Source organism: Pirellulales bacterium, assembly GCA_019636335.1.
Taxonomy (GTDB): domain Bacteria; phylum Planctomycetota; class Planctomycetia; order Pirellulales; family JAEUIK01; genus JAHBXR01.
Genome location: JAHBXR010000006.1, coordinates 137,668 through 152,852, shown reverse-complemented (window position 1 = coordinate 152,852; position 15,185 = coordinate 137,668). Strand labels below are relative to the sequence as shown.

Below are 15,185 nucleotides of genomic sequence, written 5' to 3'. Positions count from 1 at the left end.
GCAGGTGGGGTGTGGATGACCTTTGAGTTGTGAGTGTGAGAGCCCGCCTTTGCAGGGATGTTGAAGCGAGATCGAGCGGTAGTCCCGCTGTCGCCGGTTTCCGCGGTCGTTGTACCCAGGTAGTGAACCTCCCAGGCCCTTTTTGTTGAAAGACTCGACAACCGCTCATGTCCCTCGGCGAGACGATCCGCAATAGTCAGGTTTGGAAGAGCATCTTTCGGCACCCGATGCCGCAAGACCGTCGTAACCGCATCGTCGTGATGCTGACGAATTTCTTCCTGCATCTGCATCCCGTTTCGATCAAGAAGCAAGGCATCGCCCTCAGCTACACCTGGTGCATGGGGGGCGTGACCTTCTTCCTGTTTCTGGTCGAGACGGTCACCGGCGTGCTGCTCATGTTCTACTACCGGCCCACGCTCGAATGGGCCTACAACGACATTCTCGCGCTGCGCGACGTGACGTCGCTGGGCATCTTGCGCGAGATCCATCGCTGGGGCGCCCACGCGATGGTGATTACCGTCTGGTTGCACATGTACCGTGTGTTTCTCACGGGAAGCTATAAACCTCCGCGCGAATTCAACTGGGTCGTGGGGGTGATCCTGCTCTTGCTTACTCTGCTCTTATCGTTCACGGGCTACCTGCTGCCGTGGGATCAGTTGGCCATCTGGGCCATCACGGTGGGATCGAACATGGCTCGTGCCACACCGGTGCTGGGCTACGAGGGTCCGCTGCAGGGCATCTTGAACGTCAAGGGAATCGACATGATCAGCGATGCCTCGGACGCGCGCTTCATGCTGCTGGGTGCGCGCTTCGTGGGCGAAGAGACGCTGAATCGCTTTTATGTGTTGCACTGCATCGGCATTCCGCTGGCCGTGGCGCTGTTGCTGGCGATCCACTTCTGGCGGGTGCGAAAAGACGGGGGTATCAGCGGCCCGCTGTAGGCTTGCCGCACCGGCGCCGTCCGCCCGGGCTGCGGGTCGCCAGATGGCGACCGCGAGTCGGCGTGTAGCGGCGACGGGAAGCGGAAAGGTTTACGGTGCGGCTCGCCGGATGCCGTTGGGAATCCATTGAGTTAGCCAGCCAGAGCGCAGCGGTCGCGTGACTCGTGGCCGGCAAGCGTCGAGCAAGAATATCATGCACGGACCAGACCCCGCTGTCTTTGTCAACGACATCAAGGGGTTCCTCGGCTTCTACTACTTGTCGCTCAGCGTGATGAACGCGCTGGCGGCGATGTATCTCTGGCTGCGCTTGGATAAGATTCGTCAGGCGATCGTCTGGCTGGTCGTGTCGACCGCCTTTCTGGTGCTGGCCCCGCTGGCCTTCAGCGGCCGGCTGCCCGGTTTGCCCGAGGCGGTGCGCCATGCCATCGACGCGGCCAGTGGCGCCGTGACTTACACGCTCGGCACGACGATCGTGCTCGTCGTGCTCTATCTGGGGCGCGAATTCTTCGTCAAGCCGGTCGTGGCATGGACGGGTTTCAATCTGGCCCTGCTGCTGATGGGGCTGTCGATGGCGAACGCCAACTTCGCCTCGATCGTGACCAAGCCCGACAACGTGCCGATCGTGGGCCTGGTGTTCCTGCTGGGCTTCTTCACCTGGCTGGCGACGGCCAAGGCCGTGGAGAACGATCGCCGGCACGAGCAGGGGCTCGAGCCGCTCGAGAAGCTCGACAACGAGAAGGTGTTGGTATGGCCCGATCTCGTCTACACCGAGATGATCTGCATGATCGCCCTGACGGCGTTTTTGATCGTCTGGGCCATCGCCCTGCAGGCGCCGCTCGAGGAGCCTGCCAGCTCGGTGAAAACGCCGAACCCGTCGAAGGCCCCCTGGTACTTCCTCGGCTTGCAGGAAATGCTCGTCTACTACGACCCCTGGATGGCGGGCGTGGTGTTGCCGAGCCTCGTGCTCTTCGGCCTGATGGCGATTCCGTTCATCGACTTCAACAAGGCCGGCAACGGCTATTACACGATCAAGGAACGCAAGTTCAGCTACATCATGTTCCAGATCGGCTTTCTGGAACTGTGGATCACGCTGATCATACTGGGGACGTTCCTCCGCGGACCGAACTGGAACTTCTTCGGCCCGTTCGAGTACTGGGATCCGCACAAGGTGTTGGCGCTCAACAACATCAACCTGTCGGAGTTCTTCTGGGTGATTTCGCTCAATCGGGGCCTGCCGAAGGCCCCCGAGGGGGCGAGCTTTCTGACCCAGGCGCTGTTCATCGTCTATCGCGAGTCGCCGGGCATCCTCATTCTGGCGCTCTACTTCCTGCTGTTGCCGCCGGTCATGGCGGCCACGGTCTTCCGCAAGTTTTTCGTCCGCATGGGTTTCATCCGCTACATGATTCTGGCCAACCTGCTGCTGTTCATGGCGGCGTTGCCCTTGAAGATGTTGCTCCGCTGGACGTTCAACCTGAAATACATCGTCTACATTCCCGAGTGGTTCCTGAACTTCTGAACGAGAGCGTGCGAGAACGTGTCGTCCCTGCCGCGAACCGCGGTTGCCTGCTCCTTCTCGTCTGATTAGCAAAACATGCCAGCGAACGAACAAACTTGGCGCGATCAAAAGCTGTTGCACACTGCCTTCGGTGTGACCGGATTCTTGATGCTCGCCGGCACGATCTGGATGCTAGCGGCCGACCATACGCGCGAATGGAAGGGCTATCAACGCCGCTTCCGCGACGTTGAGGCCTGGACCAACAACGTGCGCCTCACGGCCGAAAAGACGCACGAATGGGGCGCCAAACGTCTTGAGCTCGAAGAGTCGCTCGCTGCGGCTCAGGCATCGGTTCCCGCGAAGAGCGACATCGACGAGTTCGTCGGCGTGACGAATGAGAACCAGCCAGGCGCGAACAGCGCGTCGATCGCCGATGCCTACGCCGCGCTCGAGGCCGCTCCCACCCCCGCTACACGTGCGACGCTCATTTCTGAGCTCGACGACGTGCTGGCCAAGGCCCGCGTCCGCGAGGAGAACGCCTCGCGCGAGATGAAGTTCCAGCGTGCCGAGCTCGACGTGGTGCGCAGCCAGTATGAGGCCGCCGTGGGGCACGAGGCGCCGCAGCCCGAACTCGACCGCATGCAGGAAGTGGTCAACAAGGCAAAGAATCGCGTCGATCAACTCACGGTCGATTACCAGCAGGCGAACACCTTCCGCAAGCAACTCGACGAGATTGTGGCGCGCATCAACACGCCGATCACCGATGCGACGAAGGCCTTGGCCGATCATGACGGCGCCGTGAAGCGGCTCGACGAGTCGCTCGAGGACGTGCGCTGGAATTGGGCCGACCAACTGTTGTCGATGCCGATCATCGACGGTTTCGGCCGCCCGCTGAAGATCGACCAGATCTGGCTGCCCAAGCTGACGATCAACAACAATTTCCGCGACGTGGCGCGTTTCGATCGTTGCACGACGTGCCACCAGGGAATCGAGCGTACGATGCCGGGCTCGCCGGCAGATCCGGCGTACGTCGCCGCCGAGGAAATCTCGATTTCGCTGGCGACCCCGGAAGAGAAGCCGGCCCCCGTCGGCCGCAATGCCGAGGATGAACCCGCCCCCCCCACGCTCGAAGATGTTTATGGCCTCGATTTGGCCGAGACGTCGCTCGAGCGCGGTGAAGTCACCGTGGGTGTCGTGCGTCCGCAGAGCCTCGCCGCGATGGCGGGCCTCTTCCCGGGGGATGTGATTGTCCGTGTGCGCGACGTGACGATTCTCAGCCGTGGGATGGTGGAAGAGTATCTGCTCGGCCGGGTCACGTGGGGCGAGTCGATTCCGCTCGTCGTGCGTCGCGGGGTCAGCCAGCCGTTTGCCTCGCATCCCCGCTTGGATCTCTTTATCGGTTCGCTCAGCCCGCACAAACTGGGCGATCTCGGCTGCACGATTTGCCATGAAGGGCAGGGGAGCGCCACGGACTTCCAGTGGGCCTCGCACACGCCGAATACGCCGCGCCAGATGGAAGCGTGGCGCAACGAACACGGTTGGTTCGACAACCATCACTGGATCTTCCCGATGTACCCGGAGCGGTTCATCGAGAGTACCTGCTTGAAGTGCCATCACGAGGTGACCGATCTCGAGCCGAGCGAGCGTTTCCCCGAGCCCCCCGCGCCAAAGGTGACCCAGGGCTACGACCTGGTTCGCACCTATGGCTGCTTCGGCTGCCACGAGATCCTGGGCTGGGACGGTCCGCGAAAGCGAATCGGCCCGGATCTGCGCACCGAACCGAATTACTTTGCGGCTGCCGAGCAGTTGCTCGCCACGCAGTCGTTGAGCGCGAAAGAACAGCAGCTTGCCCACCAGGTGGTCGAGCATCCCGAGTCGGAGCGTTCACGCAAGCTGTTGGCCGAGTCGCTCAAGCTGCGCATCCAGGCTCAAGAGAAGGCCAAGCAGGGTGCAGAACCGGAGGCGACCGAAGAAGCTGAAACGCCGGCCGAGGATCTCAAGCCGCTGACGCGCGAAGCCGCCAAGCTGGCCAACATGCTCGGCTCGGACGATGAGCTTCCCGGCAAGCAGCGTCGTGTCGGCCCCAGCCTGCGACATCTCGCGTCGAAGGTGGACATGAAGTGGGTCTACGACTGGGTCCGCGATCCGAAGAACTTCCGTCCTTCGACGCGGATGCCCAAGTTCTTCGGCCTGTGGGATCACCTCGAGCCGTTGCAGGAGGTCGACGCCGAAGGGAACCTCGTCTTCGAGCTGGATCCCGATGGTCGGCCGACCGACAAGCCGGTGATGGTCGAGTCGCCGGGGCTCGCCACGGCCAAGCTCTACGAACCGGTCGAAATCTATTCGATCTCGCACTACCTGATGCAAGCCAGCCAACCGTTCGAGTACCTGCCTCGTCCCGAGGGTGTGACGGAAGATCCCTCCCCCGAACGCGGCAAGCGCCTCTTCGAGCAACGGGGCTGCCTCGCCTGCCATCAGCAGTACGAGTTCCCCGCGGGCGAGGCCACCCAGGGTCCGGACCTGTCGCGTCTGGCGGGCAAGCTCAACACGCCCGACGGTCAGAAGTGGCTCTATAGCTGGGTGCGCGAGCCGAATCGCTATCACACGCGCACCGTGATGCCGAACCTGTTCCTCGAGCCGATCGCAAGCGAAGTGGACGGCCAGACAGTCGTCACCGATCCGGCGGCCGATATCACCAGTTACCTGCTGGCCAGCTCGGAGCCGTGGGAGGCGACCGTCGACGTGCCGAATGTCGAAAGCCTGGCCGCGCCGCTCGACGAATTGGCCTACCAGTATCTCTCCGGCACGTTCACCTCGGCTCAGGCCGAACGCTATCTCGAAAACGGCATTCCCGAGAGTCTCGCCGACAGCCTGAAGGGGGATGAAATCGTCCTCGTGGGCGAAGGCCAGATGACGCTCGAGAAGAAGCTGGCCTATGTCGGTCGCCGCTCGATCGGCAAGTATGGCTGCTTTGGTTGCCACGACATTCCCGGCTTCGAGGACGCCAAGCCGATCGGCACCGGGCTGGCCGACTGGGGACGCAAGGATCCGTCGCGACTGGCGTTCGAGCAGATTGCCGCTTACCTGCACGGTCATGGCACCGCGCCCGGTCACGGTGGTGGCCATGGGGCCGACCCGCACGCGGCGGCAGGGCAGGGCGATCATGGTGCCGCGGCGGCCGACGATCCCGCGGCCGATGCGTCGGCCGAGGACATCGGCTTCTTCATGCATGCCTTGTTGTCGCAGCATCGCTCGGGCTTTGCCTGGCAGAAGCTTCGCGCACCGCGCAGCTTCGACTTCCGCAAGACGGAGAACAAGCCCTACAACGATCGCCTCCGCATGCCGAAGTTCCCCTTCAATCAGGAGGAGATCGAGGCGGTGGTGACGTTCGTGCTGGGCCTGGTGGCCGAACCGCCGGCGAAGCAGTACGTCTACAATCCGAATCCGCGGCAAAAGGCGATCGTCGAGGGACGACAGGTCCTCGAGAAGTTCAACTGCGGCGGCTGCCACACGATGGAGATGGAGACCTGGAAGTTCGACTTCAATCCCCACACGTTCGAGGCGCCGCTGCCGTTTGACGACTACGGGTTCCTCAAGCCCCACTTCCCACCGTCGCAGCTTGCGGCTTCGGAGAAGGTCGATCGGCGCGGGCTCGGCAGTGCCACGGTATCGGGCATGCCGGTGATGGACGCCGAAGGCAATCCGATCGAAGGCGAAGACGACGACGGCAACCCCGTCTACTACTTCACACTGTGGAAGGATGTGCCGATCAACGGTCATGTCTGGTCGGTGGGTGGGGCCGATCTCCAGATCGGCGCGGACCAGATTACGGCGAAGCGTCCCCCGGTTGGTGGCGACTTCGCGCGGTTGATCTTCCCGCAGGTGTTGGAAGAAGAAAAACAGGTCAACCCGAACGTGAAGGATTCGGAAGCCTGGGGCTGGCTGCCGCCGCCGCTGGTGGGAGAAGGCCGCAAGGTGCAGTCGAACTGGCTGTACGAGTTCTTGCAGAACCCGTATCCAATTCGTCCGGCGGTCGTGTTGCGGATGCCGAAGTTCAACATGTCGCCCGACGACGCGCAGAAGCTGGTGGACTACTTTGCCGCGGTGGATGGGGCCTCGTTCCCGTACCAGTTCGATCCGCGCACGCAAGAAAGCCACCTGGCGATCGAGGAGACGGAGCATCCGGGCCGGCTGGACGACGCGCTCAAGATCGTCACGAACGGCAACTATTGCATCAAGTGTCACAACGTGGGCGACTTCGAGGTCGCGGGCAGCCCGAAGGCGCTGGCGCCCAATTTGAATCAGGTCCACTCGCGGCTGCGGCCCGACTTCATTCGCAACTGGCTAGCGAACCCGAAGCGGTTGTTGCCTTACACCGGCATGCCGGTGAACTTCCCGGAGGACAAGCCTGCCGATCAGGCGTTGTTCCCGGGGACCAGCCTCGATCAGATCGAAGGGGTGGTGGATCTGTTGTTGAACTTCGATTCGTTCTTGGCCGGCAAGACGTCGATCAAGCCGTTGATTCAGGCCCCCACGGTTCCCCCCGAACAGGCGGCGGGTGCTGGCGGTGGCGAGTAACCCTGCACGGCCCGGAGGATGACCCGATGGCTCGCCTGCGATGGTTCGCCTACAATTCGCTTTTGTTAGTTTCCTGCCTGCTCGCCGTACCTGGTTGCGGCGGCAAACCGTCGGAGCCGCCTCCCGGTGCGACCGAGGAGAACGCTCCCCCTGCCGTTGATCTCGGCGCGCCATCGGATTCGGGCGCGCCCACTTCGCCGCTATCGCCGGAAGGTGGAACGCCGGCGGATGGCCCTGGAGGTACTCAGCCATGAGTCGCGCTCGCTTTGCTTTACCTGCTGTGCTCGTTGCGTTGTCGGTGTTCGTGTCGTTCAACACGAGTGACGCCGCGCGTGCCGCGGACGATTGGGCCGATTTGACCGGCCGTTTCGTGTTCGACGGACCGCCGCCGGTGGCGCCGAAGCTCGTCGTCAATAAAGATCAGGAAGTGTGCGGGAAGCACCCGCTCGTCGACGAGTCGCTCGTCGTGGGGGATGACGGCGGCATTGCGAACGTGATCGTGTACGTTCGCTCGGCCAAGGTGAAGACGCACCCCGATCTGGCGAATCCCGAGCCGGAAGTGGTGCTCGACAACAAGGACTGCCGTTTCGAGCCGCACGTGTTGCCGGTGCAGCTTGGTCAAACGCTGATCCTGCGCAACTCCGATCCCGTGGGACACAACAGCAACGTGCAGCCGCTGGGCGACCAGGGAGTGAATCCCTTGATCGCGGCGGGGACCGACGCCAAGCACAAGTTCAACAAGAAGCAATTGTTGCCGGTGCCGGTGAGCTGCAACATCCACAACTGGATGAAGGCCTACGTCTTGCCGCGGGACAATCCCTATACCGCGGTGAGCGACGAGCATGGCAACTTCACGATCAAGAATCTGCCCGCTGGTGAGAAGCTCGAGTTCCAGGTCTGGCAAGAGAAGGCCGGATATCTCGAGGCCAAGCCGGAGTGGAAGAAGGGTCGCTTCGACATGACGCTCAAGAAGGGCGAGAACAAGCTGGGAGACATCAAGGTCAAGCCCGCCCTGTTCAAGAAGTAGGAAGCGTGTGATTGCACGCGACAGAAAGACTGCCATGCGTAACTTGTCATCGACTCGAAACTGGAAGCGGCCTAGTCCGCTCGGGGCGCTCGCCCTGGTGTTGAGCGCCGCCGTGTTGTGGGGGTGCAGCCGCTCGGCGTCGCAGGCCCCGCCCCCGGACCTCTCTGTCGCGGAGCAGATTCGCGGCGGCGCTGGCGAAGCGGCCGCCGAGAGTGGCGAGCCCGCCGCGGCGGCGGCGACCGGCGAAGGTTGGGGCGACCTGACCGGCACGTTTGTCTTCGACGGGGCCGTGCCTCAATTGGGCACGCTGGCCACGCAGGGGAAGGATGGCGCCGTTTGCGACGTGGCGCCGATTCCCAACGAGGCGGTCGTCGTCGATAGCGCCACGAACGGCATCAAGAACATCGCGGTCTATGTTCGCAAGGCCGGCCGCGTCAACGAGGAGTTGGCCGCGTTGGAGCCCGCCGAGGTGACCTTCGACCAGAAGCAGTGCTTGTTCCTCAGCCACGTGACGGGCATTCAGGTCGGTCAGAACTTGAAGATCTTGAATAGCGATCCCATCGGTCACAACACGAACATCAGCCCGCCGGCCGACACCGGCGCCAACGTGTTGTTGCCTGGTGGCGGTTCGGCCGATTTCAAGTTCAGCCGTCAGCAGGACACCCCGGTGGCGGTGCAGTGCAACATCCATCCCTGGATGAAGGCCTACGTGCTGCCGCGCAAGGATCCTTACTTCGCGGTGACCGACGCGGAGGGCAAGTTCACGATCAGCAAACTTCCCGCGGGCGAGGAGTTGGAGTTCCAACTCTGGCAGGAAAGCGCCGCGGGGGGGCCGAAGGGAGAGCTGGTCGTGCCAGGATTGACCGACAACAAGGGACGCTTCAAGCGGACGATTCCCGCCGATGGCGTTCTCGATCTGGAGACGGTCTCGATTCCGGCCGCTGCGTTCAAGCTGTAACAGGGGCAGCCTGGAGCCGGCCGTTCGAGACGAGTAGTGCTCGCGGTGCCCCCCGCACGGCGAGTGTGGATTCGCAACACAAGAAGATACGCACTTTCATCAGGAGCGCGGTGGTCGCGCCGTTGCACGTGTCGTTGCCGTGGTGGCGACACGCGGCGGGGGACAGCCACCCAGGGTTAGGTTAAGAACCATGAGCATTGCGTCGTTGGCCGGTTGGCGTGGCGTCGCGGCGATCTGCCTGGCGGCGTCGCTGCTGTTCGCGGCCGGTTGCGGTCAGGCACCCGTTCCCCAGTTCACGCTGAACATGGAGGGGGTCGATCCCGGCAACTTCCGCCTCACGGGGGGCGAAGAATCGGAGGACGAGGTCGACGAAAAGAAGCGGATGCAGGAAGGCCTGCAAAACCTCTCCACGGCGCTCTATGCCTTGTTCGGCACTCCCGACGCGCCGTTCGTCTTCCCCGAGTCGGGGCTTGACCTGCGCAAGCTCGAACTGGCGGCCGGTCCGGCCGGCGGCGATCGGCTCGGCAAGCGGCGTGGCCTGTACCGCGAGAATTGCGTCCACTGCCACGGCATCACCGGCAGTGGCGATGGTCCCACGGCGTTGTTCCTCAAGCCCTATCCGCGCGACTTCCGCCGTGGCATCTTCAAGTTCACTTCGACCGGACCGGGGGCTCGGCCGACGACCGAAGATCTGAAACGCACGCTGCAGAACGGTATTCCGGGTTCGGCCATGCCGAGCTTCGGCCTGCTGCCCGAGGACGAAATCGATGCCCTAGTCGAGTACGTGAAGTATCTGTCGTACCGCGGCGAGACCGAGCTGAGCTTGCGTTACTATCTGGATCAAGAAGAGCCCGTCCCGATGGAGCGCGATGCGCTGTTGGGGGAGATGATGGCGGTGGTCGATACGTGGAACGCCGCGGAGAGCGAGATTGTGATTCCCGATCAGGCGGCCCTTCCGCCCCATCAGACCGACACCGAGCTCGCGGCCTCGATCGCGCGCGGCCAGGAGTTGTTCCGCGACGGCAAGACGGCCCAGTGCATCAAGTGCCACGGACCGACGGGGCTGGGGGACGGCGGTCAGGAACTGTACGACGACTGGAACAAGGACAAGACCGCCGAGAACCTAGTCTTCTGGCGATTGCCCCCGCAGCGACTCGATCCACGTAACCTGCGCTTGGGCATCTACCGCGGCGGCCGGCGGCCGGTCGATATCTATCGCCGCGTCTACGCCGGCATCAAGGGCACGCCCATGCCGGCCGCGGGCAACGTTCTGCAACCGAACCAGATCTGGGATCTGGTGAACTACGTACTTTCGCTCCCCTACGACCACGAAAGCATGGCCCACGACGAGCAGATTACGCTCGATCGTCCGCGGCTTTGAGCGGAGATTCCGGCCAGCCGAATGACCTTTGTCGATGCCCCCCGGGCGAGTCATCGCACGCGACATCGCCAGCCGGAAGAAAAACTCTGAAGGAAGTAAGCACGTGAAACGACTTTGGGCCATCTTTTTTGCTCTGGTACCGATCCTGGGCGTGGCGCTCTTTGTCTGGGCGCCCAACAACAACCATTGGTTGCCGCGCGACATCTCGGAGCACGGCCATCAGATCGACCACCTGTTCCTGTTCATCCTCATCCTGACGGGCGTCGTGTTCGTCGCGACCGAGTTGGCCCTGGTCTGGTTCATGTGGCGCTACGAGCGCGATGCTCGCCGTGACTCGACCGCGTCGTACACGCACGGGAGCCACAATCTCGAAATCATCTGGACGACCGTCCCCGCGGCCACGCTGCTGTTCATCGCCTTGTATCAGATGAACGCCTGGGCGGAAGTAAAGATCAATCAGCCCGACGTGGCCCCCACGGTGCGCGTTACCGCACGCCAGTTCGAGTGGCGTCTGCAATATCCCGGCGCCGACGGCAAGTTGGGGACGTCGGACGATATCTACCACGTGAATGATCTGCACCTTCCGCTCGACGAGCAGATTTTGCTCGAGCTCGAGAGCGCCGACGTGCTGCACGATTTCTTCGTGCCGTCGCTCCGCGTGAAGCAGGACGCCGTGCCGGGCAGCCGAATCAACATGTGGTTCCGCGCCAAGGAGACGGGGTTGTACGACCTCGTCTGCGCCGAGCTATGCGGCTGGGGTCATTACAAGATGAAGGGGCGGATCACCGTCGAATCGCGCGAGAACTTCGAGAAGTGGCTCGCCGAAACCTACCAGAATCAAAACGCCACCGAGTAGCGACAGCCTGACGGCGCGGAACGCAACGCGGCCGCTCGCTGCGACGACTCTCCAAGAACGAAAACGTCCAAAGGTTTTGCGATGAGCACCACGGTCGCCGGTTCGCACGATTTTGAAGGGGCGCATGCCCACGGTCACGGCCACGCGGCCGGGTTCTTGCGAACCTATGTCTTTTCGCTCGATCACAAGGTGATCGGCATTCAATTTCTCTTCTCGACGCTGCTCTGGTTCGTCGTGGGGGGCCTGTTGGCGTTGGCCGTACGCTGGCAATTGGCGTGGCCCTGGTCGGACATGCCCGTCGTGGGTCGCATGCTCTTTGCCCACGAAGGGGGGCAGATCGCGCCCGAGTTCTACACGATGCTCTTCACCATGCATGCCACGGTGATGATCTTCTTCGTGATCATTCCGGTCTTGGCCGGCGCGTTCGGCAACTTTCTGATTCCGCTCATGATCGGAGCGGACGATATGGCCTTTCCGACGCTGAACATGCTCAGCTACTGGTTCATGTGGCCGGCCTTCATTTGCATGACGGCCAGCTTCTTCGTCACCGGCGGCGCCGCGGCGGCCGGATGGACGTCGTACCCCCCCTTATCCTCCGTGCCAGCCGCGGCACCGGGCAGCGAAGCGGGGCAGACGCTCTGGCTCTTGGGCCTCACGTTTGTCGGCGTTTCGTCGATGATGGGCTCGGTCAATTACATGACTACCATCATTCAGATGCGCGCTCCCGGCATGACGATGTTCCGCCTGCCGATGACGATCTGGGGCATGTTCATCACCGCCCTCTTGCAGGCGTTCGCCCTGCCGGTGCTGACCGCGGTCGGCTTCATGCAGTTGATGGATCGTACGCTCGGCACTGGTTTCTTCATTCCCGAGTTCCTCATCGTCAACAACACGCCGGCAGGGGCGGGGGGCGGTCAGCCGCTGTTGTGGCAGCACTTGTTCTGGTTCTATTCCCACCCGGCCGTGTACATCATGATCCTGCCGGCGATGGGCATGGTCTCCGACATTATGACCACCTTCGCCCGCAAGCCGCTCTTCGGCTACAAGCCGATGATCTACTCGATCGCCGGCATCGCGGGGCTCGGCTTCATCGTGTGGGGGCACCACATGTTCATGTCGGGCATGAATCCCGCGCTCGGCATGACCTTCATGGTCTCGACCATGATGATCGCGCTCCCCAGCGCCATTAAGGTCTTCAACTGGCTCGGCACCATCTGGGGAGGCAAGATCGAGTACACCACCTCGATGCTCTTTGCTCTCAGTTTCGTGGCGATGTTCATCATCGGCGGACTGTCGGGCATCTTCATGGCGGCCACGCCGGTCGACATCTTCATTCACGACACCTACTTCATCGTGGCGCACATCCACTACGTGCTCTTCGGTGGTACCGCCTTTGGCGTCTTCGGCGGCATTTACTATTGGTTCCCCAAGATGTTCGGCCGGACGATGAACGAGTTCTGGGGCAAGGTCCACTTTTTCCTCTCGTTCATCTTCTTCAATGGCACGTTCTTCCCGATGCACATCCTGGGGGCCGGTGGCTTCCCCCGCCGCCTGGCCGATCCGTATCACTACGAGGCCTTCGCCCATCTGCAGCCGATGAACCAGTTCATCACGATCTGTGCTCTGGGCATGGGGGCCGCGCAGTTGATCTTCGCGGCGAACTTCATCTACAGCTTGTTCTTCGGACCCAAGTGCGGCCGCAATCCGTGGCACGCCAACAGCCTCGAATGGATCGCCCCGAGCCCCCCGGGTCACGGCAACTTCGACGCACAGCCGATCGTCTACCGCGGACCGTACGAGTACAACTCGCCGGAAAGCGACGAGGATTACTATCCGCAGAACGTTCCGCCGAAGCCGGGCGCCCCGAAGCAGAAGCCCGCCCACTAACGTCTCGCTGTCGAGAACCATCCGTTGAACACGCTGCACGAGCAACCGATCAGTCGCTGGCCGCATCGCCTGGCGGTGGCGCTCGTTTGCGCGGTCTTCCCGTTGATCTGGGTCGGCGGTCTGGTCACCACGTACGAGGCCGGCATGGCTGTGCCCGACTGGCCTTCGACGTACGGCTATAACTTGTTTCTCTATCCTTGGCAGACGTGGCTCTTGGGCCCTTGGGATTTGTTCATCGAGCATGGCCATCGCCTGCTGGGCGCCCTGGCCGGCCTGCTCACGATGGCGGTGGTCGTGGCGGTGTGGATGCGAGACCGTCGCACGTGGGTGCGTTGGCTGGCCGTGCTCGCCCTGGTGGCCGTCTTGGCGCAAGGCGCCCTGGGGGGCATGCGGGTGCTGATGGACGAACGCCTGCTGGCGAAGATCCACGGCTGCTTCGGCCCGGCCTACTTCGCCTTGTGCGTGGCCCTGGCTGCGGTGACTTCGGTCCGCTGGCAGACGGCCCCGCGAGCGATCGTCGCCGGCCGCATCGACCGCTTTCGCCTGGCGGCTCTGCTGACCGCGGTATTGGCCTACTTCCAATTGGTGTTGGGGGCGCAATTGCGTCACCTGACGCTCGGAGTCACCGCGCAGACGTTTCAAGTGCTGGTGCTGTTTCACCTGTTGATGGCCTGCGTGCTGACGTTCTACATCCTGCGGCTGGCGGCGTTGGCGTGGCCGCTGCGACGCTCGGCGCCGTTCGTGGCGCGTCCGGCGCTTTGTCTGGCGCCGCTGCTGCTCGTGCAGCTTTTGCTCGGCGCCGGTGCGTGGATTACGAACTACGGCTGGCCGGTCTGGTTTGCCGATCGTGGTTGGGCGGCCGGTTATACCGTCACGGCAGAAGGTCCCTGGCAGGCGATGATCACCACGGGGCACGTGGCCGTGGGTTCGTTGATTTTGGTGACGGCGGTACTGACCGTGCTTCGTACGTGGCGATTCTTGGGCGGCCCCGCGGCCAACGATCGTTCGGCCAGTCCGTTGACGAAGGAATCTATGCCGCTCGTTCTGTTGGGCGCGGCCTGGGGGATGGCGCGATGAGTACCTCGGTCGTCTCCAGCTACGCAAGCCGCAGCCAGGGATGGGCGCTCGTGCGCGACTATGTCGAGTTGACAAAGCCGCGGATCGCCATGCTCGTGCTGGTCACCGTGGTGGTCGGGGCGTTCGTGGGAGGATGGGGGCCGAACGTCCCCCCCCTCGTTCTGCTGCATGCCCTGATCGGCACGACGCTCGTTGCCGCCAGTGCCAGTGCGTTCAATCAATGGCTCGAGCGGAAGACCGACGCGCGAATGGCCCGCACGGCCGATCGGCCGCTTCCCGCCGGCCGGCTCGGTTCGCGCGAGGTGATCGCCTTCGGGTCGGTCACCTTGTTGACGGGCGTCGTCTGGTTGCTGGCCGCCGTGAACCTGCTCGCGGCCTTGCTGGGCGTGGCCACCTGGGTGATCTATGTCTGTATCTACACGCCGCTCAAGTCGCGGACGACGCTCAATACCATCGTCGGCGCCGTGGCGGGCGCCTTGCCGGTGCTGATCGGCTGGGCCGCCGTCGAAGGTCGCATCGGACTACCGGCCGCCACGCTGTTCACGATCGTCTATCTGTGGCAGTTCCCGCACTTCATGGCGATCGCCTTCCTTTATCGCGAAGACTACGCCCGCGCGGGCTTGAAGATGCTCGGCAGCGTCGAAGGGACGCTCCCCCGCGCCGGCGCGCACGCGGTGACCGCGGCGCTGGCGTTGGTGCCGGTGAGCGTGTTGCCTTTTGTATTGCAACTGGCGGGGCCGATCTACTTGAGCGTGGCGGTAGCGCTGGGGGCCGCGTACGCCGCGGCCTCGTTGCGATTCGCGCGGACGCTCGACCGGGCGAGTGCCCGCCGGTTGTTGCGGGTGTCGCTGGTTTATCTGCCGGCGCTGTTGGTGTTGTTGATGTTGGTGCCGCTGTTTTATCCCTGGATTTAACTGGCCGTTGGCGAGCCGCCTGTCGGCGGTCGCGACGTCCGAGATAGCCCGAACGACGAAGGATCAGGTAA

Annotated in this window: 10 protein-coding genes; all 10 read left to right on the top strand. The window is 63.1% G+C overall.

Going from position 1 to position 15,185, the window contains the following annotated elements; translation table 11 throughout:
* Positions 1-167 precede the first annotated feature (167 nt).
* The 10 genes from KF708_08320 to cyoE all read left to right on the top strand — a co-directional run bounded on the left by KF708_08320 (position 168) and on the right by cyoE (position 15,114).
* Positions 168-941 (top strand): cytochrome b N-terminal domain-containing protein, encoded by a 774-nt coding sequence (locus tag KF708_08320; GenBank protein MBX3412678.1) that lies wholly within the window; start codon positions 168-170, stop codon positions 939-941.
* Positions 942-1,134: 193 nt separating this feature from the next.
* Positions 1,135-2,457, top strand: a complete 1,323-nt coding sequence (locus KF708_08315) for a hypothetical protein (GenBank protein MBX3412677.1) — start codon at positions 1,135-1,137, stop codon at positions 2,455-2,457.
* A gap of 75 nt (positions 2,458-2,532) precedes the next feature.
* Entirely contained in the window at positions 2,533-7,014 is a 4,482-nt protein-coding gene (locus KF708_08310) for a c-type cytochrome (protein MBX3412676.1), read from the top strand.
* A gap of 250 nt (positions 7,015-7,264) precedes the next feature.
* Positions 7,265-8,041: a methylamine utilization protein gene (locus tag KF708_08305; GenBank protein ID MBX3412675.1), complete on the top strand. Its 777-nt coding sequence runs from the start codon at positions 7,265-7,267 to the stop codon at positions 8,039-8,041.
* A 34-nt stretch (positions 8,042-8,075) separates the two neighbouring features.
* Complete coding sequence (locus tag KF708_08300; GenBank protein MBX3412674.1) at positions 8,076-8,999, top strand: hypothetical protein; 924 nt, start codon at positions 8,076-8,078, stop codon at positions 8,997-8,999.
* 190 nt (positions 9,000-9,189) lie between these two features.
* The gene (locus KF708_08295) at positions 9,190-10,380 is read left to right on the top strand and encodes a cytochrome c (protein ID MBX3412673.1); all 1,191 of its coding nucleotides are present in this window, start codon (positions 9,190-9,192) and stop codon (positions 10,378-10,380) included.
* Between the two features lie 103 nt (positions 10,381-10,483).
* Positions 10,484-11,236, top strand: coding sequence for a cytochrome c oxidase subunit II (coxB, locus tag KF708_08290; GenBank protein ID MBX3412672.1), 753 nt, complete (start codon positions 10,484-10,486; stop codon positions 11,234-11,236).
* Positions 11,237-11,317: 81 nt separating this feature from the next.
* Positions 11,318-13,123 carry a cbb3-type cytochrome c oxidase subunit I gene (locus KF708_08285; protein ID MBX3412671.1) on the top strand — a complete coding sequence of 602 codons (1,806 nt, stop codon included), beginning with the start codon at positions 11,318-11,320 and terminating at the stop codon, positions 13,121-13,123.
* A 24-nt stretch (positions 13,124-13,147) separates the two neighbouring features.
* Entirely contained in the window at positions 13,148-14,200 is a 1,053-nt protein-coding gene (locus KF708_08280) for a COX15/CtaA family protein (GenBank protein ID MBX3412670.1), read from the top strand.
* Positions 14,197-15,114, top strand: coding sequence for a heme o synthase (gene cyoE / locus KF708_08275; GenBank protein MBX3412669.1), 918 nt, complete (start codon positions 14,197-14,199; stop codon positions 15,112-15,114). The genes KF708_08280 and cyoE overlap by 4 nt, the downstream gene beginning before the upstream one ends.
* The last annotated feature ends 71 nt before the right edge of the window (positions 15,115-15,185 follow it).

Excerpts from the sequence above, each read along its gene's own strand:
- KF708_08320 (MBX3412678.1), top strand. The coding sequence starts at position 168 with ATGTCCCTCGGCGAGACGATCCGCAATAGTCAGGTTTGGAAGAGCATC.
- KF708_08315 (MBX3412677.1), top strand. The coding sequence starts at position 1,135 with ATGCACGGACCAGACCCCGCTGTCTTTGTCAACGACATCAAGGGGTTC.
- KF708_08310 (MBX3412676.1), top strand. The coding sequence starts at position 2,533 with ATGCCAGCGAACGAACAAACTTGGCGCGATCAAAAGCTGTTGCACACT.
- KF708_08305 (MBX3412675.1), top strand. The coding sequence starts at position 7,265 with ATGAGTCGCGCTCGCTTTGCTTTACCTGCTGTGCTCGTTGCGTTGTCG.
- KF708_08300 (MBX3412674.1), top strand. The coding sequence starts at position 8,076 with ATGCGTAACTTGTCATCGACTCGAAACTGGAAGCGGCCTAGTCCGCTC.
- KF708_08295 (MBX3412673.1), top strand. The coding sequence starts at position 9,190 with ATGAGCATTGCGTCGTTGGCCGGTTGGCGTGGCGTCGCGGCGATCTGC.
- KF708_08285 (MBX3412671.1), top strand. The coding sequence starts at position 11,318 with ATGAGCACCACGGTCGCCGGTTCGCACGATTTTGAAGGGGCGCATGCC.
- cyoE (MBX3412669.1), top strand. The coding sequence starts at position 14,197 with ATGAGTACCTCGGTCGTCTCCAGCTACGCAAGCCGCAGCCAGGGATGG.